This window comes from Mucilaginibacter antarcticus, from assembly GCF_042686155.1.
GTDB classification, from domain to species: Bacteria; Bacteroidota; Bacteroidia; order Sphingobacteriales; family Sphingobacteriaceae; genus Mucilaginibacter; species Mucilaginibacter antarcticus.
The window spans coordinates 271,427-292,712 of the sequence record NZ_JBHUON010000002.1 but is presented as its reverse complement, the minus strand read 5'-3'; the positions used below and the strand labels follow the sequence as shown (position 1 = coordinate 292,712).

The following is a 21,286-nucleotide window of genomic DNA, read 5'->3' as shown; positions in this document are numbered from 1 at the left end:
GAGAGCCGACTTCTGTTATACAGGTCGGCTCTCGTGTTTCGAATATTGGCATTCCCCTATCCAAACAACAATTCAAATACATCTTCGATATTTGCTACCATTTTAATCTCAATGGTGTAGCGAGATAAATCCATGCGTTTTTTGGCTTGCGCTGCCGATGGCATATTGTATTTAGAAATGTAAATCTGTTCAAAGCCTAATTTTTGCGCCTCGGCAATGCGTTGCTCTACACGGTTAACCGCACGGATCTCGCCGGACAATCCAATTTCGCCCGCGAAGCAGGTTTTTGTGGGAATGGGTATGTTTTGGTATGACGATATAATGGCAGCCGCCAACCCCAGGTCAATAGCCGGATCCTCTACCTTGATGCCGCCGGTGATGTTAAGGAAAACGTCCTGTGCGCCAAGTTTAAAACCGCAGCGCTTTTCAAGTACGGCAAGCAGCATGCTCATGCGCTTGGCGTCAAAGCCATTTGCGTTACGCTGGGGCGTGCCATATACCGATGTGCTCACCAATGCCTGCGTTTCAATCAGCATCGGCCTCATGCCCTCTAAAGTGGCTGATATGGTAATACCGCTTAAAGGTTCGTCGCGTTGAGATAATAAGATCTCTGATGGGTTAGACACCTCGCGTAAGCCTTCGCCCAGCATCTCATAGATGCCTAGCTCTGATGATGATCCAAATCGGTTTTTAACTGTCCGCAATATTCGATAAACATGATGACGGTCACCCTCAAATTGCAAAACAGTATCAACCATGTGTTCTAATATCTTGGGGCCGGCTATCATACCGTCTTTGGTAATGTGGCCAATCAAAAATACCGGTGTAGCGCTCTCCTTTGCAAAACGCAACAACTCGGCCGTACACTCGCGCACTTGCGACACGCTGCCCGGCGTAGAATCTATATGCGAAGAATGCAGGGTCTGTATCGAGTCAACCACCACAAGGTCGGGCTCCAGCTCCTCTATCTGCTTAAATATGTTTTGGGTGGATGTTTCGGTAAGTATGTAGCAGGCACCCTGTTTGATATCGGAAGTCGAATTCTTGATTTCGGATTTAACGCCCTGGGGCTTCAGGTCACTTAATCGCTCCGCCCGCATCTTGATCTGCTTTTCGCTTTCCTCGCCTGATATGTAAAGCACTTTAAGGTTAGGCATATTTAGTGCAAGTTGCAGCATCAACGTTGACTTGCCTATGCCCGGCTCGCCCCCTATCAGCACTAATGAACCGGGAACAATGCCGCCGCCCAATACACGGTTGAATTCTTTGTCTGGCGTAAGGAGTCGCTCCTCTTCGGTAAAGGTGATGTTTGATACCTCTACAGGTTTGTTGGCGCGTTGCTGAGTGGTGCTGGTACTGACTTTCCAGGCGGGTACAGCTTTAGCATCCTTTTCAATTACCTCTTCAACAAAGGTGTTCCATTGCTGGCATGATGGGCATTTACCCAACCATTTAGCCGACTCGAAGCCACAGCTTTGACAGAAATACGCTATTTTAGATTTAGCCATTGTTTGTTGATATGCAGATATGCGGATGTGCAAATGTGCAGATTTATTTGAAAACGGCAAAGGGGTTTGCTAAATTAATTAGCATTGCTCGATCTGTATTGCGATGACCGCATGATATCGGCTTAAAACAAAAAGAGCCGATGTGAAACATCGGCTCTTTTAAATATGAACAATCGCACACTTATAATTTAATCTCTTCGTCCTTTGATGAGAAAAAGTGGAACTCGGTTATCTGATATGCCGGGTTACTTTTTACTTTTATCCATTGATTATATTTAAAGTACCATTTCATTTGGCGGGTAACTAATCCCTGCCTGATATAGGCCTCAATATAAGGGTGCACACAAAGGGTAATTCCTTTTTCATTTTGCTCTGTCAGTACATAATTGAAGTTATTTTCAATATCATCTAACAACAAAATCGTTGGGCGTATGGTACCTGTACCATGGCATGACGGGCAAACCTCGGTGGTAACAATATTCATTTCGGGCCTAACACGCTGGCGGGTTATTTGCACCAGGCCAAATTTACTTGGCGGCAAAATAGTATGCTTAGCACGGTCAAGCGCCATTTCGGCACGCAGGTAGTCAAATAAGTCCTTACGGTTGGTTGGCTTGTGCATGTCAATAAAGTCAATCACAACAATACCACCCATATCGCGCAGGCGCAGCTGACGCGCAATTTCTTTAGCCGCCTCGCGATTTACCTGGTAGGCGTTATCTTCCTGATTTTCTTTATTAGCTGTACGGTTACCACTGTTAACGTCAACAACGTGCAGGGCTTCCGTATGCTCAATAACCAGGTAAGCGCCGCCGGCAAGATTTACTGTTTTTCCAAAAGCTCCTTTAATTTGCTTGTCCACACCAAAGTGTTCAAACAAAGGTTCTTTGTGCTTATGCAGCTTAACGATGCTCTCCAGGTCAGGCGAAATATCTTTTACATATTGCTTAACTTCCTCGTACAGTGTACCGTCGTTAAGATATATGTTCTGAAAATCAGGGTTCAATATATCCCTAAGGATGGTCGACGTACGGCCAATTTCACCCAATACCTTTTTACCCGGCTCGACAGCCGGTAGTCGGGTCACAAAAGCCTCCCATTTTGATACCAGATCAAGCAGGTCCTTCTGCATCTCTTCAACACCTTTGCTCTCGGAAACTGTGCGAATGATGACACCAAAGTTTTTAGGCTTTATGCTCTCAATAATTTTGCGCAAACGATTACGCTCCGTGTTGCTCTTTATCTTTTTAGATATCGATACAACCTCAGAAAATGGTACTAATACCACATACCGGCCTGCTATAGATAAGTCTGAACTTAAGCGGGGGCCCTTCGTTGAAATGGGCTCCTTGGCTATCTGCACAGGTATAAGCTGGTTTTTGGTAAGGATATCAGATATCTTACCTCCCTTGCTTATATCTTCTTCAAGCTTAAAATTATCTAACAGCTTAGCCTGATAACTTCCACCACGCACTTGCTTGGCCAGTTTCAGGAGCGATTGCACCTGCGGACCAAGATCAAGATAATGCAAAAATGCATCCTTCTCATAGCCTACATCAACAAACACAGCATTTAGGCTGGGCATAATTTTTTTAATGCGGCCTAAATAAATATCACCAACAGTATAATTGTTGCTAATCTGCTCTTTGTGTAGCTCTACAAGTTGTTTATCCTGTAATAATGCAATGGTAGCCCCGTTAGGGGATGAATCGATAATTAATTCCTTTATCAACTGCTACTCCATTTCTTTAGCAACGCAACGGCATAAACCGCCGCGTTGTAATTTCTTACTATAGGGGTAAAAACAAAACAATAATTGCCTAAAAGGCGAAAAATAAGGTGCTTAAAAAGCGACCTTATTTCTTTTTATGTCTGTTTTTTCTTAAACGCTTTTTGCGTTTGTGGGTAGCCATTTTGTGTCTTTTACGTTTTTTACCGCTCGGCATAATAATAATTTTTTAATGTGTATTAATTTTTTAATTCCTTGATATATTGATCTATACGCTTGCCAAAAACCGGGTCGGGTATCAAATCTTTACATTTTTCGTAAGCTGCAACAGCTTCAGTTTTCCGCCCTAACTGTTTATAAGTTTCGGCCAGGTAAAAATAACTTTCAATTGATGGTTTAACTGATATAACCGTTTTAAAACGATCAACAGCCTTATCATATTGGCCCGATTTCATGGAGAGCAAACCTAAATTAAGGTTAGCACTCAAATTTTTAGGGTCTTTAGCAATAACCTCGCGCAGCAAAGTAATACCCTGCATAGGGCTACTTGCTCCACCGTTTGCATAAGCAACCCCTAAACCTGTTTTAGCCTCTAAATTTTCGGGCTTAAGTTTAAGGGCACCTTTAAACGCTTCAACAGCGCCGGTAACAAATGCGGGCGCTATTGCGGTGTCTTGCTCAAGTTTAACAGCATCGTTAAAGCGGTTACCCGCGCTTAGCCATGCGTCAAAGCTGTTGTCCTTGCGGGCTACAGCCTGGTAATAAAATGCTGCAGGCGCAGGTTGATTAACATCCTCCCATTGCTTTGCCAGCTTTTTCTGGATAGAAACTTTATCAGCATCGCTTGACGCGTTTGCCAATTCCTCTTCCAGTTTAATAATTGTTGCCGCCAGGCCTTCGCCTATGGCTGCTCTTGCAGGCTCTGATACAGTAGCCGCATTTACATTTAAAGCTGCCTTACCAGCCACGGGGGCAGATGAGGCAGCTTTGTCATGCGGTTCGCTTGCTTTTATTAAGCCTTTAACGGGTAATGAATACAAATAGCCAACAACAGCCAATGTGGCTACAATCAGGGTTATTTGTTTCTTATTCATTACGTATGCTTATTTGGCGCTTGTGGTTTTGTTACCCGTTTTAACTTTCTCAACAAAAGTTTTAGCCGGTTTAAAGCTAGGTACAAAATGCTCAGGGATGATTATAGCAGTATTTTTGGAGATGTTACGTGCAGTTTTTTTAGCTCTCTTTTTTACCACAAAACTTCCAAACCCTCTCACGTAAACGTTCTCGCCGCCAACCATAGAGTTCTTAATAACCTTAAAAAACGCCTCTACTGTTTCCTGTACATCAACCTTCTCAATTCCTGTTTTAGACGAGATTTCAGTTATAATTTCTGCTTTAGTCATATCTGATTTTCCTTTATTAATTTTGTAATTACTTAACTTATTTGGGGTTGCAAAAGTATCGCTTTATTCCTAAAAGGCGAAATTATTACTGAGTTTTTTTTATATAGCTTAAAAAGTACTACATTATCTTTACAAACACCATATAGTTAAGCCATTAATCGCCTAAATTTGATGCTCATGGATTTTTCTGACGAGCTTATAAAATGGTACCTCGAAAACAAGCGCGACTTGCCCTGGCGGCATACTACTGACGCCTATATTATTTGGCTATCTGAAGTAATATTACAGCAAACCAGGGTAGGGCAGGGCTTGCCTTATTTTAATCGCTTTGCAGAAAAATATCCAACCGTTAATGATTTTGCCGCTGCTGATGAGGACGAGGTATTACGCTTATGGCAAGGGCTTGGCTATTATTCTCGCGGGCGAAACATGTTAAAGACGGCCAGAATGGTACGCGACGAATATGGCGGCACTTTCCCCACTACTTATGATGAATTGATAAAACTTAAAGGTATAGGCGAGTATACCGCGGCGGCTATCGCGTCGTTTGCTGCCAATGAACTACGGGCTGTTGTCGACGGAAATGTTTACAGGGTGTTGGCGCGATACTTTGGCATTGCCGAGCCTATTAACAGCACGGGGGGTAAAAAGATCTTTCAGGCCACAGCGACCGATTTTCTTAATAAGAAAAAGCCGGCGGTGCATAACCAGGCTATAATGGAGTTTGGGGCTATGCTGTGCAAACCTAAGAACCCGGCCTGCGGCATATGTCCTATACGATTGGCGTGTTATGCCTTTAAGTATAATGCTACCGCTGCGCTACCCGTTAAACTCAAAAAATTGAGTATAAAACAGCGCTTTATTAATTACTTTTTATTTACAAATGGGGATGAGATATTAATGAATAAACGCGGCGAAGGCGATATATGGGCTAATATGTATGACCTGCCGATGGTAGAAACCTCCGAATTATTGTCGCTTGATGAGCTACTTGTTATTCCCACGAGTACTGAAAACTTCGGACATGATGTTAAGATCAGCACGGCGAGTGAAGTGACGAAACACATATTAACACATCAGCATTTATACATAAGGTTTATTACATTGACCTACAAACCTGTAAAAATGAGTCCGAATTGGGTTTTCGTAAAAGTAGAGAATCTACAAAAACACCCCTTACCCAAACCCCTTTTTATATTCTTAGATAATTTTTTAAATTAGAAATAAATATTTACTTTTATCCCGTACAATTTAAACTATGTCTGGAATAAATAAAGTGATACTTGTTGGCCACTTAGGTAAAGACCCTGAGGTGCGCCAACTAGAAGGAGGTGTTTCTGTCGCGAGTTTTCCCCTGGCTACCTCAGAGACATTTGGTAAGGATGGAAAAAAGGTTGAACAAACCGAGTGGCACAACATTGTATTATGGCGCAGCCTGGCAGATGTAGCTGCTAAATTTTTACAAAAAGGCAAGCTGGTATATATCGAAGGCAAATTGCGCACCCGCAGTTTTGAGGATAAAGAAGGTATTAAAAAATATACTACCGAAGTAGTTGCCGAAAACTTTACGATGTTAGGCCGTAAAACTGACTTTGAACAGGATAGCTTCCCAAAGCATGTTACAAAGTCGACCGAAGATATGGACAGTACTGACATTACATATTAGCCCCCAATTAAACAATCAATATAGTAAAACATGAGCCCCGTCTGAGCAATCAGCGGGGCTTTATTGTTATTTGGTAAATATCGACTATGTTATTTTGGAAAGGTAAATTATAGAAAAATAATCTCTGACACAATTTTTCGTTTAAATTAGTAGCTGTTAATATATCCCGTCATTTATCATGAAAAGGTTTCTTGCTGCCGTATTTACCTGCCTCTTTTTATCAAACTTAAGTAATGCCCAAAATGTAAACCGATCAAGGTTTATACCTGATAGCCTTGATCAATACATTAACCGGGCCTTAACCAACTGGCGCATACCGGGGGTGGCGGTTTGTATTGTTAAAGATAACCGTATTGTGTTAATGAAAGGCTATGGCATAAAAGAGCTTGGATTACCCGATCAAAAGGTTGACGAGAGCACCTTGTTTATGATAGGCAGTAACACCAAGGCTTTTACGGCTACCGCCCTTGCTATGCTGCAGGAGGATAAAAAACTATCCCTGGATGACCACGTTACCAAATATCTGCCCAACTTTAAGCTTGAAAATAAATTGGCTGCCGAACAGACTACCTTGCGCGACCTGCTTTGCCATCGTTTGGGCTTTAAAACCTTCCAGGGCGACTTCGCCTTTTACAACAGCAAACTAACTCGCGCCCAGATTATCGACAAGCTAGGCGGCTTAAAAGCGACTTATCCATTTCGCACCAAATGGGGCTATACCAATGCTGCATTTTTAACTGCAGGCGAGGTAATACCCAAAGTAGCGGATAAAAGCTGGGAAGCTTACTTAAAAGAGAAAATATTTGCCCCGCTGGGCATGAGCAATACATTGGCATTATCAGCCGATCTTCCAAAATCATTCAACAAGGCTGTCCCCCATACTTTGATTGATGAGCGGCTAAGCGCCGTGCCTTATGCGCAAATGGATGGCATGGCAGCGGCCATGAGCATATCATCATCTATAAGCGATATGAGTAAGTGGGTTTTGGCCCAGCTCAATAATGGTAAAGTCGGTGTAAAGCAGGTGATACCCGAAGGCGCTATTTTAGAAACCCGCAAGCCCCAAGATTTTGTTGCCAGCAAACGTCATTTAAACGGCGAAACTAACTATGAGCTTTACGGCTTAGGCTGGTTTCTACAAGATTATTCGGGGCACCGCATCATTATGCATGATGGTGGGGTAACGGGGTTTGTATCCTCTGTAACCCTTGTGCCGCAAGATAATTTGGGCATCATCATTTTAACAAATACAGATCAAAACGCGCTGTATGAAGCTTTGCGCTGGGAAATTATGGATGCCTACTTTAAGCAACCATTCCGCAACTACAGTGAAACCTACCTGGCCAATTTTAAAAAAAACGCTGCCGATGAACAGCGGGTTGTTAAAAAACTAAAGGATAGTGTGCTATTAAATTTACGCCCGGCAATGGCCATAAATAGCTATACAGGTAAATATCATCATGAGCTATACGGCAACCTGGAGATAATTCGCGGAGAGAACAATGATCTGGAAGCGCGCTTTGAGCATCATAACCGCATGTTTGTAAAATTGCAGCCTTTAGGCGGTAATAGGTTCTTTGCGAATTTTTCAGACCCGATATATGGCAAAACGGTGTTTCCCTTTACTGTTCAGGGCAACAAAGTGACTGGGGTTAAAATAAAAGTGGCCGATTTTGTTGAAACCGACCCCTATATTTTTAAGAAGATAAACTAACCAGCTGTGGGCTAATTATTAAAGCCCTGTAGTGTTATTTTAAACAATAGCACCTTGTTAGCGCCTATGTTACCGTTACCCTGTGGGCCGTAAGCCAGACCAGATGGCGCGTATAATAATATGGTACCACTCTTACCAATTTTAGGTATCGCGATGCGCCAAGCATCTATTAAGCCGTCTAATGGCGCAAAGTAATGGCTTGCCGATTGATCTACCTCTGTGTTATCAGTATTGTATACATGATATTCAACGGTGATATTAGAGCTAACAGTTGGTTTTGGCCCGGTACCCGGATCAACTATGGTATAATACAGACCCGATGGATCTTTGACCGGTTTGGGGATACCATTCAGCAAAAAATAATCTAGCAAAATTTGATCATCAACAACAGCCTGGGCCGCAGCATCAAATACCGTATCGTCTATCTTTTTTCTGCAGGACGAAAGCGCAAGAGTGAGTATGCAGAATAGTAAAAAGTATTTTTTCATGTTAATGATTTTCATTTTAAGTATGCGCACGTATTAACGCTAGTTAGCTATCCCGTTTAAATCGAGCGTATAATTAAGTATAGAGTTTTCTGGTATATTACTGCTACCCACCGCTCCATAGGCAAGGCCCGATGGTACAAGTAACAACATACGGCCACCGGTGCCCATTTTTGGTAGCGCTATTTGCACACCTCTAATAAAAGTGGTTAGCTGCGCGGTCTGTCCTTCAACATTACCAATGGTAACGCCGTTTAAGAACGTAAGCGCATAAGTAACTTTCACTATTGAGTTGCTTACAGGGTTTGGTGTAGTACCCGGGATTAAGATCTTGTAATAAATACCGGTTGGATCTTTAACAGCGCCGGTGATGTTATTAGCTGCTATATAATCCTGTATTTTTTGGTCATCTATTTCGGCCTGGGTAACCTTAAGTTTACTGGTGTAAACTTTTTGGCATGACGATAAACCGATAACTAAAAGGCAAAGCAACGTAAGGTATTTTTTCATGCGGATATTTTCTCTTGCAACAATACTTAAAAATATGTGATAGCTTTAAATTTTAACACTTTTTAGCATTTGCCGAAAAACAAATGCTGCTTAGCCGTTAATTAGCTTAACGGCTAAGGCTAAAAACTATTATAAGCCCGCTGTTATAGGGCAGTCTTTATTTTCAATTCATTCAACTGAGCATCTGCAATAGTCGACGGTGAATCGATCATCACATCGCGACCCGAGTTGTTTTTCGGGAAAGCCATCACATCGCGGATAGAATCCAGCCCGGCAAATATAGAGCACAATCTGTCAAAGCCAAACGCAATACCACCATGCGGCGGTGCACCATACTCAAACGCCTCCATTAAAAAGCCAAATTGTTTTTGAGCTTCTTCGGCGCTAAAACCTAAATGCTTAAACATTAACGACTGCAAAGCACGGTCGTGGATCCTTATAGAACCACCACCAATCTCCGTACCATTCAGTACTAAATCATACGCGTTTGCACGTACATCGCCCGGCGCAGTATCCAGTTTATCAATATCCTCCGGCTTTGGCGAGGTGAACGGATGGTGCATAGCGTGGTAACGTCCGCTCTCCTCGTCCCACTCCAATAACGGGAAATCAAGCACCCATAATGGCGCGAAAGTATTTTTGTCGCGTAAGCCCAAACGGCTGCCCATCTCTAAACGCAACTCGTTTAATTGCTTGCGCACTTTGTCTGTCTGTCCGGCTAGTACCAGCATCAAATCGCCCTGCTCGGCATTAAATGCAGCTGCCCAATTAGTCAGGTCATCCTCGTTATAAAACTTATCTACTGATGATTTGAGAGTGCCGTCAGTACTATAACGGCAATAGATCATGCCGGTAGCGCCAATTTGCGGGCGTTTTAAAAAGTCAGTAAGCTCATCAATTTGCTTGCGGGTATAGTCGGCACAACCTTTGGCATTAATACCAACAACCAACTCTGCATTATCAAAAAGGCCCAGGCCTTTGCCTTTTACAATGTCATTCAGTTCAACAAACTGCATCCCGAAACGGATATCCGGTTTGTCTGACCCATATAAACGCATCGCATCAGCATATTGCATGCGCGGGAAGTTTTCAAACTCGACACCTTTAATGGTTTTGAACAGGTGGCGGGTTAAGCCTTCAAATATGTTCAATATATCTTCCTGCGTAATGAAAGCCATTTCGCAGTCAATCTGCGTAAACTCAGGCTGACGGTCGGCACGCAGATCCTCATCACGGAAACATTTAACAATCTGAAAATAACGGTCAAAGCCGCTTACCATCAGCAACTGCTTAAATGTTTGCGGCGATTGCGGCAAGGCGTAAAACTCGCCCGGGTTCATGCGGCTTGGCACCACAAAATCTCGCGCTCCTTCGGGCGTTGATTTAATCAGCACCGGGGTTTCAACCTCAATAAAGTCAAGTCCATCAAGATATTTACGTACTTCTTGAGCCATTTTATGACGCAATACCAGGTTGTTACGTATCGGGTTACGGCGCAAATCAAGGTAACGGTACCTGGCACGCAGCTCTTCGCCGCCATCGGTATCGTCTTCAATTAAAAATGGCGGAATTTTAGCCGCGTTCAACACTTCTATAGCTTCAACAGCAATTTCAATATCGCCTGTAGATAGCTTAGGGTTTTTGTTAGTACGCTCAATAACAGTACCGGTAACCTTAATTACAAACTCTCTGCCCAAGCCGCGGCTGGTTTCGCGCAAAGTATCATCATTATCAGTATTTAGCACCAACTGTGTCAAACCATAACGGTCGCGCACATCAATAAAAGTAGTGCCGCCTAAATCACGCGATTTCTGTACCCATCCGCATAAATCAACCTTCTGCCCTAAATGGCTGATATTTAATTCGCCGCAAGTATGTGTTCTTAACATAGTAACCTATTTTGTAAAGTTTGCAAAAGTAACGTTTTGATGTGAAAGCTGAAAGGTTAAGTTTGCGGCGGAATGGAGAAATCATTAGTGAGAGTGTTCGTCCGCAACCTGTGGCATCATCTGCCGGACGTCTGAATCATTTCAAGAAAGCTTTTGGTTCATCATGGCAACTATTCTTTACAGTTTTCTGTGCTGATATCCCTACATCTCATCTCAAATTGCTAATTTGCACCAATGCAATTTAAACAAATAGTGGGGCAGGCCGCCATAAAGCAGCGCTTAATTAATTCGGTGACAGAGAACCGGGTTAGCCATGCGCAGCTATTTTTAGGGCCTGAGGGATCAGGGAGTTTGGCGTTAGCAATTGCTTATGCGCAATATTTGTCGTGCCTGGATAAGCAGGCTGACGACTCATGCGGCGAATGTTCTTCATGTCGCAAGTATCAAAAACTGGCTCACCCTGACCTGCACTTTTCGTACCCGTTCTTCGCCAAGCATAAAGACGACACGGCTGTTACTTTTATTGAACAATGGCGCGATGCTTTCTTAGCCTGGCCTTATCTAAACCTCGACATTTGGCGCGGATATTTGGAAGCCGAGAATAAGCAAGCCAACATTAACATTGCCGAGTGCCACCAAATCATCAAAAAACTGAGCTTTAAACCGTTTGAGTCTGAGTATAAAATCATCATCCTGTGGCTGCCAGAATATTTGGATAAAGAAGGCAACGCCTTACTAAAAATCATTGAAGAGCCTCAGCCTAACACGCTTTTTTTGCTGGTGGCTCAAAATCAGGATCAGATCCTGAATACCATCTTGTCACGTACCCAATTGATAAAAGTGCCTGCGTTGACCTACGAGGATATTAAAGCCGAACTGATCAACCATCGGCACCAAACAGAAAGCGCAGCCGCCGAAATTGCCTATCTGAGCAACGGCAACTTAACCGACGCGCTGTTAATGTTACAGCAGGATAACAAAAGTTATCATACGCTATTTGTGCAATGGCTGCGTTTATGTTTTGGTAATAAAGGTATAGAGCTGGTAGCATTTGTTGACGGACTAGCTAAGATGGGGCGAGAAAATCAGAAAAACTTTATCCGCTATGGCATAAGCTTTATCCGCGAGTGCTGTCTGCTGATAGCCGGTGCCGGCGAACTGGTGCACCTGCCCGCTACCGAACTGGAGACCGCCCAAAAACTCACCGCTATAATGAACCTTGACATGAATGAGGCTATCACCTCAGAGCTGGAAAAGGCACATTATCACGTAGAAAGAAATGCAAACCCTAAAATTTTATTTTTAGATGTATCTTTACAAATTATGAGTTTTTTGAAACTGAAAACAAGCCCGCAAGGGAATCAATATATATCGAACTAAATTATGGGATGTGGAAGTTGTTCAACGGGGGGCGGATGCTCGCCGGCTGGCTGCAAAAGTAATGGCTCATGCCAAACGGGCGGTTGCAGTAAACTGGACGTGTACGACTGGTTGTCGCACATGGACCTGCCGGTAAATTATAAGCCGTTCTCAATCATAGAGATTAAATTTAAGGGCTCGCGTAAAGAGTTCTATCAAAATATAGATAACGTTTACCTTGAAAACGGCGACCTGGTAGTTGTTGAAGCCGCTACCGGTGGTTATGACATTGGCCACGTATCGTTAACCGGCGAATTGGTGCGCATGCAAATGACCAAGCGTCGCGTTAAGGAGGAGGATGTGCTGAAAAAGATCTATCGCCGCGCTACCGCTGCCGATGTAGACAAGTGGAAAGCCGCCAAGGATATGGAGTGGGAAACCATGCACAGCGCACGCAAACTGGCGCTGAGCCTTAACCTGTCTATGAAGCTAAGCGACGTAGACTACCAAGCCGACAAAAGCAAAGCGACATTCTATTATACGGCCGAGGGTCGCGTAGATTTCCGCGAGCTGATCAAGAAAATGGCCGAGAACTTCCGCATCCGTATCGAGATGCGACAGATAGGCATGCGCCAGGAAGCCAGCCGCTTGGGTGGTATAGGCTCATGCGGTCGCGAGCTTTGCTGTTCAACTTGGTTAACAGACTTTAAAACCGTGTCAACATCCGCAGCGCGGTATCAAAACCTGTCGCTTAATACCTTGAAACTGGCCGGGCAATGCGGCAAACTAAAGTGCTGCTTAAACTACGAGCTGGATACTTATATGGATGCGTTAAAGCACATCCCCGATAATGTAAACTACCTTAAAACCGGCCGTGGCGATGCGCGCCTGCAAAAGACCGACATCTTTAAAAAGCAGATGTGGTTCAGTTTCGCGGGCGAAGAAGCCTGGATCCCGGTGCCACTGGCGCGTGTTAAAGAGGTGCAGCAAATGAACCGCGACGGCGTATTGCCCGATGATTTGGTGGAGTTTGTAGAGCTGGAAGAAGAGATCGAAAAGGCGCCTGACTACGAGAACGTAGTAGGTCAGGATAGCCTGACCCGTCTGGACGATCGTAACAAGAACAAGAAGAGCCGTAATGGCAATACCCGAAGCAAGCCCAACCCTAATAACCCGAACGGCGGCACTTCAAACAACAACCAACCGCGCCAGGCCGACGCAGGCGGGCAACCTAATGCAGGTGGCCGGCAGCAACAGCGCCCACGGCCCGAAGGTGGTAATCAGCAGCGGCCACAGAGTGCGCGGCCCGAGGGTAGCAACCAGCGCCCGCAAGGACCAAGGCCCGAAGGTGGTAGCGGCAACAACCCGCAGCGCCAGCAAGGCCCGCGACCAGAAGGTGCAGCCAACCCACAGCAGCAACGCCCGCAAGGGCCGCGGCCAGAGGGTAGCGCCGGCAATAGCCGTAACCGCAACAACCGTAACAGAAACCGCAACCGTGGCGAAGGTAACCGCGGCGGTGCAGGCGGCGAAGGTATAGGTGGCGAAGGTGGTGGCGGCAGTCAGCAAACCCCACCAACGGCATAGGCCCCGTGTGGGCTGCTATATACAAAGGTCATGAAGAATGCTTTAAATTATATCACACTCGCCCTGCTGGCTGCAATCATGCTGGCAGGCGCGGGCTGTACAGACCCCAACGCGGTTATTGACACCAACACCCAAATAAGCAACCGCAACTGGGCCTACACCAATAAGCTCAAGTATATCGTAAACATAACCGACGCGCAGGCACCGTACAACCTGTACCTCAACCTGCGTGTAACCGGCGACTACAAGTACAGCAATATGTTTGTGCTGGTGCAACAAACCAACCCGGCTAACGCCGCTACCAAGCTGAGCACCATTGGCACCCGCTACGAAGTGCGACTGGCTAACCCCGACGGCGAATGGCTGGGCGAAGGATCTGGCAATATATATAGCTACCAAACCGCCTTTAAACGCAACTACAAGTTCCCTGCCGCGGGCACCTATACGTTCACTATAGAGCAAAACATGCGCGACAACCCCCTGCGCGAAGTAAGTGATGTAGGGATAAGGGTAGAGAAAGCGGTGGCGGAGTAACTGTCTCGTTGTTTCACGCGTGTGTGACACAGATGAAACAAGTGAAACAAGATTTCGAGTTAACATCCTTTTAACCAGAGATTTGTGAAAAACGAGTGAAACAAAATGAAACAAGACTTTTGATTAACTTGCTGATAATTAGACTATTGAAATTGCGCTGTTTTTTGAATAATGAAACAGATTTTCACCCATTTTAACGCTGGGTTTTTATAATAAGCTCTTTCTGAGGCACTTGAAACTCTAGGGTTCAAGACTTTGTTTCCAAATTTATGGCCACCCGCTATTAGTTTCGTGCCCAATTATAGGGTGTTGGTTGGGATTTTTATACGTTTATTGGCTACCACTTTCCAGGTGATACACTACCAAATGAGGATATAATGGTGCCTTTTGGGGTTGATAAAGCATGTGTTTTCGGAGTATAATGCGGTAACAATGGTAAAGTCTAGGCTTTGATGATTACCGGTGAAAGGCAATTAGTCCGTTGCTACCCAAGTATCATTTAAGTCGTTCATGAACTAGGCATCGCTTTTAGGATAATCAATAGCCTAGTTACTTATCGCCCTTGTTTGCATCTAGGGCAAGTTCACTTATATCCGATTGTGGCTATTGAAACGATTATCTATTTTTCATGATGATTTTTTTAATGACAGACCAACCTACCACCTGTCCTTATTGTGGAACACGAACTGATTTAATAGCTAGTTTCTACCACACTAATTTACAAATGGTGGTTAACCAATGTATGGATGCGCAGTGTAAGCATCTGTTTTTAGAGGCGGACGAACTACAAAGGAATAACTCCACAAGCTATTAAATAATCCGCTATCGCATTATATGTTTCTGGGTTTCTTGTAGGATCGTCTTTATCGCCGGGAGGGATAAATATCACCATGCCTTCTCTAGCTCTAGTTAACAGAACACGATATTTATTAATAATAAAGCTCTGCATATTTAAGTTATTGACCTTTTGCCATTTAGTGCCTTTAAAAGCATTAAAGTCCCAACCATCTTTATCTCGTCTCAAATCTAAATCCCAACACAAGCCAACCCAATCTAATTCTAACCCTTGTATGCCAAATTCCGTAGCTGGGATCTCTAAGTAATACGATGACCGCACATCGTTCTTGTCATTTAAAAACCATTCTGCCTCTTCAAGCGGTACTTTTACATCCAAACCGTAAGGCCGCAACCTTCTACCTCCAGAACTTGCAACTAAACCCATTCTGCGGGTTCCTTTACATTTAGATCGTAACCATTTTTTCGCTTCGTCTATGTTTCTGGTAATAAATATATTGTATTTAGAGAGCTCTGTTTCAAATACAGCTTTTGCCTCATCACATTGATTTGTTAAAAGCAAACTCACCCAATGTGATAACTTCTCTGCTTTGTAAGATCGGATAGAGACCTCAAGGTGCAGATCTTTATCTTCGATAATAGACATGTTTGTAGGACTTCGTTCAAAAAGTGTAAGATTACCTGTACTGTGGTTACCCGTTTTCAATTGGGGTGATATATACACTTTCCAGTCTTCAAACTTTTGTTCAAGGATTTTACCCCATTCGGGCAGTCCAGCTTCTCCTGTATTAATTTCTTGGCCGCCGCCAACCAACGCTACTATAACAGACCAATCTTTATGTCTACTCATTATTTCGAGCATCATTTCAGCTTCCGAAAAATTCCGTTGGAATTTCCTCATAGAGTGTTCTGCATTCCAAGCGCGTTGCGCTTCATCAAAAATTACTATTTTGTTATTTGGTATTCTATCCTTTTCCGAAAAGTAATGATCCAAAAATCTATGTACATTTTCGATAAATGAAATTATCCTATCGCTCTCTTTTTTCTTAGCAGAAGTCTCCGATCTTTTAAGCTTTTTATAAGCATCACGCGATAATGCCTCTCTCAACACTTTTATTAATGGGCCATTTCCGGATAAAAACGTCGCCAATGATTTTTCATGATCTTGAAAAGCTTTATCGTGTGCAATATTCAAACCAGCTAGTGTTTTTCCAGCGCCGGGCACTCCCGTTATGAAACATATTATTTTTTCATTGTTCGCTTTGGCTGCCTTAATAGCGTTAACGACGGCATCGGAGGTCTGCTTTAAATTCTTTTTCCTCGCATGTGACTGAGCAATTTCTGCAACAGATTTGCCGGCGTAGAGGGTTTGTGCAGCTTCTATTATTGTTGGTGTTGGGGCGTAATCGCTATCATTCCATTGTTTAAAATCAATACTGTTATTGACGTCTTCACCTTTTTCGACTATTTTAATGATTACATCCGTAAAATTTTTAGCGTTGGCAAATCGCAACTCTCTAACTAAATCTAAGTGCTCAGGTTTTAAGCTCTCGATTGCTACGCCATCTGTTGCCAATAAAACTGGAACGATAATTTTATTTCTCGATTCAAAATGGAAGTCTCTCAGATCTAAACAGTAATCTAAAACTTGGTCTTTATCATTGTTCAGATATTGAGATTGTCCAACTTTAAACTCAATAACGATGATCAAGTTGTTTCCAACTATTACAACATCGATCCGCTTTGCTCGCCTTGCAATTGGATACTCTAACAAAATGCCAAAGCCAGCAATTTCCGATCTTTCATTTATAGCCGACTTAAGCGAGGATTTTAGAACAGAAATTTCTCTCTCCCAAGAAAGTGTCTGAGAATGTAACAACTGATAGAAACCCGCTAAACCAGATTGTGTAGCAAGTGAGCCAATGATAGATTTAGAATCTTCTTCTAAAAAGCCTTCTATAGTATTTGAATAGAACGCTCCCATTATTTATTGAAATTAGGAGCGTCAAAAAAATCTTTAAAGTGAACACCGAGTGCTTCCACAAGCTTCTCTAAGTTCTCTATAGAGATGTTGCGTCTACCGTTTTCGACATCCGTTACATAGGTTCTATCAATTTCAGCTTTATTAGCTAAAGCTTCCTGTGAGATCCCTATTTGGTTTCTTAATTCTCGAATTCTTAACCCAACATTAACCTTGATGCTCATTGCAGCAATTTCATACAATGTTGACTATAAGTCAACGGACTATAAGTGTCATTTTTGTATATTTATAGTATTATGGAAACTCATAGATTAAAGCTATACGCTATTTATAAAGACGGATCTCATGTAGGAAATACGCGAGCTGTATCCAAAAACCAGGCAATTAAGGAATATATACACGATTCAAAATATCTGCCCGAAGTTTACTACAATAAAGTGTTTATGAAACGTTATGATGCGGTGATCGCAAAAGATTTAGTACACTTTTGAAAATTGAAAGTATAAAGTTCACTTATATCCGATTGCGTATTCAAAACCGCCAACTTATCTTAGCTAATGCCCGGTATTAATTTTATACTGCAACAGTAGGCGTCAACTAAGAACGTGAGTAAAACAGTAATCCTATCAAAAGTCAAAAAGGCAATAACTGTTACTTATAAAGTGACTGGAAATAGTCTTTGCGCTTCGGCGATAAGCAAAATCAACGACATGAGATCGATTAAACACCGTATAAAAGGCTTATGTACTGGAGGCTACCATTTACAATATGTTTACTATACCAACCTCGACTTGAAGAACAACTTGATAATGGTTGATTCCTTCCTGCCAGAAATTCTTGCGTATGCTGTAATATATTATTACTGCAATGGTGTGTTAAATATGGCTGATATACTAAAACAACTAATAGCATTGAACCCATTGCAGTACAATCAATCGTTGGGGCACAAGTTTTACGAACGTAAAATAAAGAGCTTTTTGTCAGAAATTGTATTAGGCTTTACACACACTTTAAAAGGCAGCAGTATTAATGATTGGAATGTATTTGATAAAGATGGGCGCGCTGTGTATTCTCCATATAGTCCTAATCTATTTGAAGAATATTTACTACAAACGGCCAAGATCGTAACCCCAAATTCTGGACGATATAGTTTTGGCACTGTCATTACAAAGAACGATGAGCAGTTTATGACACTGAAAGTTGAAATCGGATTTATGGAGTAGGCTAAATTATCACGCTATGCCCAACATCAAACTCTCCTACCTGTATCGCGACAGCGCCAACTACAAAACCCATGGCTATGTGGTCTTCACCAATCCTAAAGAAATCAGCCTTAAGGAAGCAGAATCATACGTTAGCTCCAAACTAATAGATGGCGAATACTTCTACGCCAACCAATGGCAAGTGCCAGACCTGTTCCCCGCCACCTTCAACCCTAGCGACGACCCCACCTGGCATGAGTTGGAAAGCGTCGAGTTAACCAACGAGCCGGCAACTTTTCCACACCGACCAATTAGGTCGCCTTAAATAGTAAATTGCTTCTTTAATTTAAGTCAATGAAGAAAGAACTAATTGTTGAGCTGTTCGGCAGATTTGAACAGGCATGTTATATTTACAATAATGTGGAATGTTGGAGTGCGAGAGAATTGCAGGAAATATTAAGTTATCAGCGCTGGGAGAATTTTACCAACGCCATTGGTAAAGCAAAAAAAGCTTGTGAAAATGCCGGATCAAGTATAGAGGACCATTTTCGTGATGTCACGAAAATGGTTTCAGTTGGCAGCGGTGCCCAACGAGAGGTAGACGACATTGCTTTAACAAGATATGCGTGTTATTTAATAGCTCAAAACGGAGACTCCGCAAAACCCCCAATTGCATTCGCACAAACATACTTCGCAGTACAAACACGTAAACAGGAAATTATTGAACAACGGCTGATAGATGTTGACAGGGTTACCGCTCGTGAAAAGCTCACCAAATCTGAAAAAATACTATCTGGGATATTATATGAACGTGGAGTTGACAACGCCGGGTTTGCGGCAATACGCTCAATGGGCGATCAGGCGCTTTTTGGTGGCTTTAACACTAACGCAATGAAGAAAAAATTAGGTGTTCCGGCTACAAAGCCATTGGCTGATTTTTTGCCAACGCTTACCATCAAAGCGAAGGATTTTGCAAATGAACTTACCAGTCATAACGTAATTGAGAAAGACTTAAACAGACAAAATCAAATATCGCAAGAACACGTAGACAATAATAAAGCGGTTAGAGAAATGTTGTTAAAAAGAGGCGTGAGGCCAGAGGCACTCCCGCCATCTGAAGATGTCAAGAAACTTGAAAGACGTTTGGGAAGCGACTAAAAAAAAGCTGCAAAAGGCACGAAATAATTTCATCAAAGGAAAGTAAAATTGGCTTTACAGACGGCGAATACTCCTAAGCCGACCGTTGGTATCTGACCCGCCTATTCCCCGCCCCCTTCAACCATTACGCTCTCCCCCAACTGGCACGAGTTTGAAAGCATCAAATTACAGACGAGCTGGCGACTTTGTGTTTGTCTTTGTTGCGGGTGCTGATCGTCCTAAGTAGAGATTGCTTCGTTCCTCGCAATGACGGGGGGGAGAGGAGGGTATGAAATCCCAAAAGCTTCGCGTTTTTAGGATTAGCCGGGGAATTTGCGTTTATCGTGTTGCGATTCGTGGAATGTCCTATGTAGAGATTGCTTCGTCCTCAAATGACGGGCAGAGAGGAGGGAATAAATTTCGGAATGCGTCGCGTTTATCAACAACTTGTCACAACTGGGGGGATTAATGGGTGTTTATGGTATCCCTTTTGCCCTATCACGCTGTAACTAAAACTAACGCATTAAAACACATCCATTTACATCATGAAAACAGGTATTTTAACTATTGCTGCCGGGGCTGCGCTACTGCTGTCGGCCTGCCAAAGCAAAACAACTACCAACGGTACAGATAGTACTGTGGTTACTACAGAATCGACCGTTACCGACACCGGCATGAAAGCCATTAAGCCTGCGGGCCCTGCGCCGGCCTGGGCACCAAGCATAAAGCCCGAGATGCAAGCCGTTATTGAAAAACTAGCCAGCTATGGCGATAAACCCATCCCTGAGTTAAGTGCCCAACAGGCCCGTAAAAACCACACGCCAACAGATGCGGTGATGGACCTGATGGCCGAAAACGGGATTGCCAAACCGGTATTTAATGTTGATACCATGGGTAAAGATATTGCTGTAGCCGGCGGTATGGTGCATGTAAGAATATACACTCCCAAAACCGGCAAGGCTGCCTACCCCGTAATTGTTTATTACCATGGCGGAGGCTTCGTGATAGCTAATTTAGACGTTTATGATGCATCGGCAAACGTACTGGCCCACCATACCGAAGCCATCGTGGTATCGGTAGCGTATCGTTTGGCTCCCGAGAATAAATTCCCTACCGCGCACAACGATGCTTATACTGCTTACGAGTGGGTGGTAAATAACGCAGCATCTATTAAAGGCGACGCCAAAAAGATTGCCGTAGCCGGCGAGAGCGCAGGTGGTAACCTGGCCATAAACACAGCCATTAAAGCACGCGACAAAGGTTTTATGTTACCTACAGCAATATTGGCGGTATACCCGGTAGCGGGTTCTGACATGAACACACCATCGTACCTAAAAAATGCGGCTGCAAAACCTTTGGATAAACCTATGATGATGTGGTTTGTTAAAAACTACCTAAACAACATGGGCGAGGGTAAAGACCCGCGCATTAACTTGATTGCCGCCAACCTTAAAGGTTTGCCCATGACGACCATTATTACTGCCGAGATTGATCCGCTGCAGTCTGAGGGGATGATGCTGGCCGATAAGTTAAAAGCCGCCGGTGTCACCGTCGACCTAAAGAACTATGATGGTGTTACCCACGAGTTTTTTGGCATGGGTGCCGTAGTACCCCAAGCCATGGATGCCGAGAAATATGCGGTTAGCCAGCTTAAAAAAGCCTTCGGCATGTAACATTTTTAATTATATCAGCACTTATGAAACCACCCCGCCAAGGGTGGTTTTTTGTTTACCTATCTTTTATTTACATTAGGGCTGCAAAATTTGACTGAACTCAACGCTAACTCACTG

20 protein-coding genes are annotated in these 21,286 nt (G+C 43.3%); 11 read left to right on the top strand and 9 right to left on the bottom strand.

Annotated elements, in window-relative coordinates; all coding sequences use genetic code 11:
• Positions 1–56: 56 nt before the first annotated feature.
• From radA to ACFSYC_RS03230, 4 genes are all read right to left on the bottom strand, one after another.
• A complete protein-coding gene (gene radA / locus ACFSYC_RS03245; RefSeq protein WP_377123466.1) occupies positions 57–1,508 on the bottom strand; it encodes a DNA repair protein RadA in 1,452 nt (483 codons plus the stop codon).
• A gap of 181 nt (positions 1,509–1,689) precedes the next feature.
• A complete protein-coding gene (locus ACFSYC_RS03240; RefSeq protein ID WP_377123464.1) occupies positions 1,690–3,240 on the bottom strand; it encodes an Rne/Rng family ribonuclease in 1,551 nt (516 codons plus the stop codon).
• Positions 3,241–3,476: 236 nt separating this feature from the next.
• Positions 3,477–4,331 carry a tetratricopeptide repeat protein gene (locus ACFSYC_RS03235; protein WP_377123462.1) on the bottom strand — a complete coding sequence of 285 codons (855 nt, stop codon included), beginning with the start codon at positions 4,329–4,331 and terminating at the stop codon, positions 3,477–3,479.
• Positions 4,332–4,340: 9 nt separating this feature from the next.
• On the bottom strand, positions 4,341–4,640 hold the full coding sequence (locus ACFSYC_RS03230) for an HU family DNA-binding protein (RefSeq protein WP_377123460.1): 300 nt from the start codon (positions 4,638–4,640) through the stop codon (positions 4,341–4,343).
• A gap of 177 nt (positions 4,641–4,817) precedes the next feature.
• Here ACFSYC_RS03230 and mutY point away from each other — a divergent pair, with 177 nt between their 5' ends.
• The 3 genes from mutY (at position 4,818) to ACFSYC_RS03215 (ending at position 8,020) form a co-directional block, all read left to right on the top strand.
• Positions 4,818–5,861, top strand: coding sequence for an A/G-specific adenine glycosylase (mutY, locus tag ACFSYC_RS03225; protein WP_377123458.1), 1,044 nt, complete (start codon positions 4,818–4,820; stop codon positions 5,859–5,861).
• Between the two features lie 37 nt (positions 5,862–5,898).
• On the top strand, positions 5,899–6,306 hold the full coding sequence (locus tag ACFSYC_RS03220; protein WP_377123456.1) for a single-stranded DNA-binding protein: 408 nt from the start codon (positions 5,899–5,901) through the stop codon (positions 6,304–6,306).
• Positions 6,307–6,484: 178 nt separating this feature from the next.
• Positions 6,485–8,020 carry a serine hydrolase gene (locus ACFSYC_RS03215; RefSeq protein WP_377123454.1) on the top strand — a complete coding sequence of 512 codons (1,536 nt, stop codon included), beginning with the start codon at positions 6,485–6,487 and terminating at the stop codon, positions 8,018–8,020.
• Positions 8,021–8,031: 11 nt separating this feature from the next.
• Here ACFSYC_RS03215 and ACFSYC_RS03210 read toward each other — a convergent pair whose 3' ends face one another.
• From ACFSYC_RS03210 to aspS, 3 genes are all read right to left on the bottom strand, one after another.
• Positions 8,032–8,523, bottom strand: coding sequence for an FKBP-type peptidyl-prolyl cis-trans isomerase (locus tag ACFSYC_RS03210; protein WP_377123452.1), 492 nt, complete (start codon positions 8,521–8,523; stop codon positions 8,032–8,034).
• Positions 8,524–8,547: 24 nt separating this feature from the next.
• Entirely contained in the window at positions 8,548–9,015 is a 468-nt protein-coding gene (locus tag ACFSYC_RS03205) for an FKBP-type peptidyl-prolyl cis-trans isomerase (RefSeq protein ID WP_377123450.1), read from the bottom strand.
• A gap of 143 nt (positions 9,016–9,158) precedes the next feature.
• Positions 9,159–10,904, bottom strand: a complete 1,746-nt coding sequence (gene aspS / locus ACFSYC_RS03200; protein ID WP_377123448.1) for an aspartate--tRNA ligase — start codon at positions 10,902–10,904, stop codon at positions 9,159–9,161.
• 234 nt (positions 10,905–11,138) lie between these two features.
• On the opposite strand from aspS, the gene ACFSYC_RS03195 reads away from it, so the two are divergent.
• From ACFSYC_RS03195 to ACFSYC_RS03185, 3 genes are read left to right on the top strand one after another with little or no spacing between them, the layout of a single operon-like run.
• On the top strand, positions 11,139–12,284 hold the full coding sequence (locus ACFSYC_RS03195) for a DNA polymerase III subunit (RefSeq protein WP_377123446.1): 1,146 nt from the start codon (positions 11,139–11,141) through the stop codon (positions 12,282–12,284).
• A gap of 3 nt (positions 12,285–12,287) precedes the next feature.
• Positions 12,288–13,847, top strand: a complete 1,560-nt coding sequence (ricT, locus tag ACFSYC_RS03190) for a regulatory iron-sulfur-containing complex subunit RicT (protein WP_377123444.1) — start codon at positions 12,288–12,290, stop codon at positions 13,845–13,847.
• Positions 13,848–13,877: 30 nt separating this feature from the next.
• Complete coding sequence (locus tag ACFSYC_RS03185) at positions 13,878–14,381, top strand: gliding motility lipoprotein GldH (RefSeq protein ID WP_377123442.1); 504 nt, start codon at positions 13,878–13,880, stop codon at positions 14,379–14,381.
• Positions 14,382–15,165: 784 nt separating this feature from the next.
• On the opposite strand, the gene ACFSYC_RS03180 is transcribed toward ACFSYC_RS03185, so the two are convergent.
• Complete coding sequence (locus ACFSYC_RS03180) at positions 15,166–17,160, bottom strand: DNA/RNA helicase domain-containing protein (RefSeq protein ID WP_377123440.1); 1,995 nt, start codon at positions 17,158–17,160, stop codon at positions 15,166–15,168.
• A complete protein-coding gene (locus ACFSYC_RS03175; protein WP_377123438.1) occupies positions 17,160–17,381 on the bottom strand; it encodes a helix-turn-helix domain-containing protein in 222 nt (73 codons plus the stop codon). Before ACFSYC_RS03175 ends, ACFSYC_RS03180 begins: the two co-directional genes overlap by 1 nt.
• Positions 17,382–17,453: 72 nt before the next feature.
• Between ACFSYC_RS03175 and ACFSYC_RS03170 the strand changes: the two genes are divergently transcribed.
• The 5 genes from ACFSYC_RS03170 to ACFSYC_RS03150 all read left to right on the top strand — a co-directional run bounded on the left by ACFSYC_RS03170 (position 17,454) and on the right by ACFSYC_RS03150 (position 21,169).
• On the top strand, positions 17,454–17,648 hold the full coding sequence (locus ACFSYC_RS03170; RefSeq protein WP_377123436.1) for a hypothetical protein: 195 nt from the start codon (positions 17,454–17,456) through the stop codon (positions 17,646–17,648).
• Between the two features lie 114 nt (positions 17,649–17,762).
• Entirely contained in the window at positions 17,763–18,380 is a 618-nt protein-coding gene (locus ACFSYC_RS03165; protein WP_377123434.1) for an HpaII family restriction endonuclease, read from the top strand.
• A 16-nt stretch (positions 18,381–18,396) separates the two neighbouring features.
• Positions 18,397–18,684, top strand: a complete 288-nt coding sequence (locus ACFSYC_RS03160; protein ID WP_377123432.1) for a hypothetical protein — start codon at positions 18,397–18,399, stop codon at positions 18,682–18,684.
• A gap of 29 nt (positions 18,685–18,713) precedes the next feature.
• The gene (gene dinD / locus ACFSYC_RS03155) at positions 18,714–19,517 is read left to right on the top strand and encodes a DNA damage-inducible protein D (RefSeq protein ID WP_377123430.1); all 804 of its coding nucleotides are present in this window, start codon (positions 18,714–18,716) and stop codon (positions 19,515–19,517) included.
• Positions 19,518–20,041: 524 nt separating this feature from the next.
• Positions 20,042–21,169: an alpha/beta hydrolase gene (locus ACFSYC_RS03150; RefSeq protein ID WP_377123428.1), complete on the top strand. Its 1,128-nt coding sequence runs from the start codon at positions 20,042–20,044 to the stop codon at positions 21,167–21,169.
• Positions 21,170–21,286 lie beyond the last annotated feature (117 nt).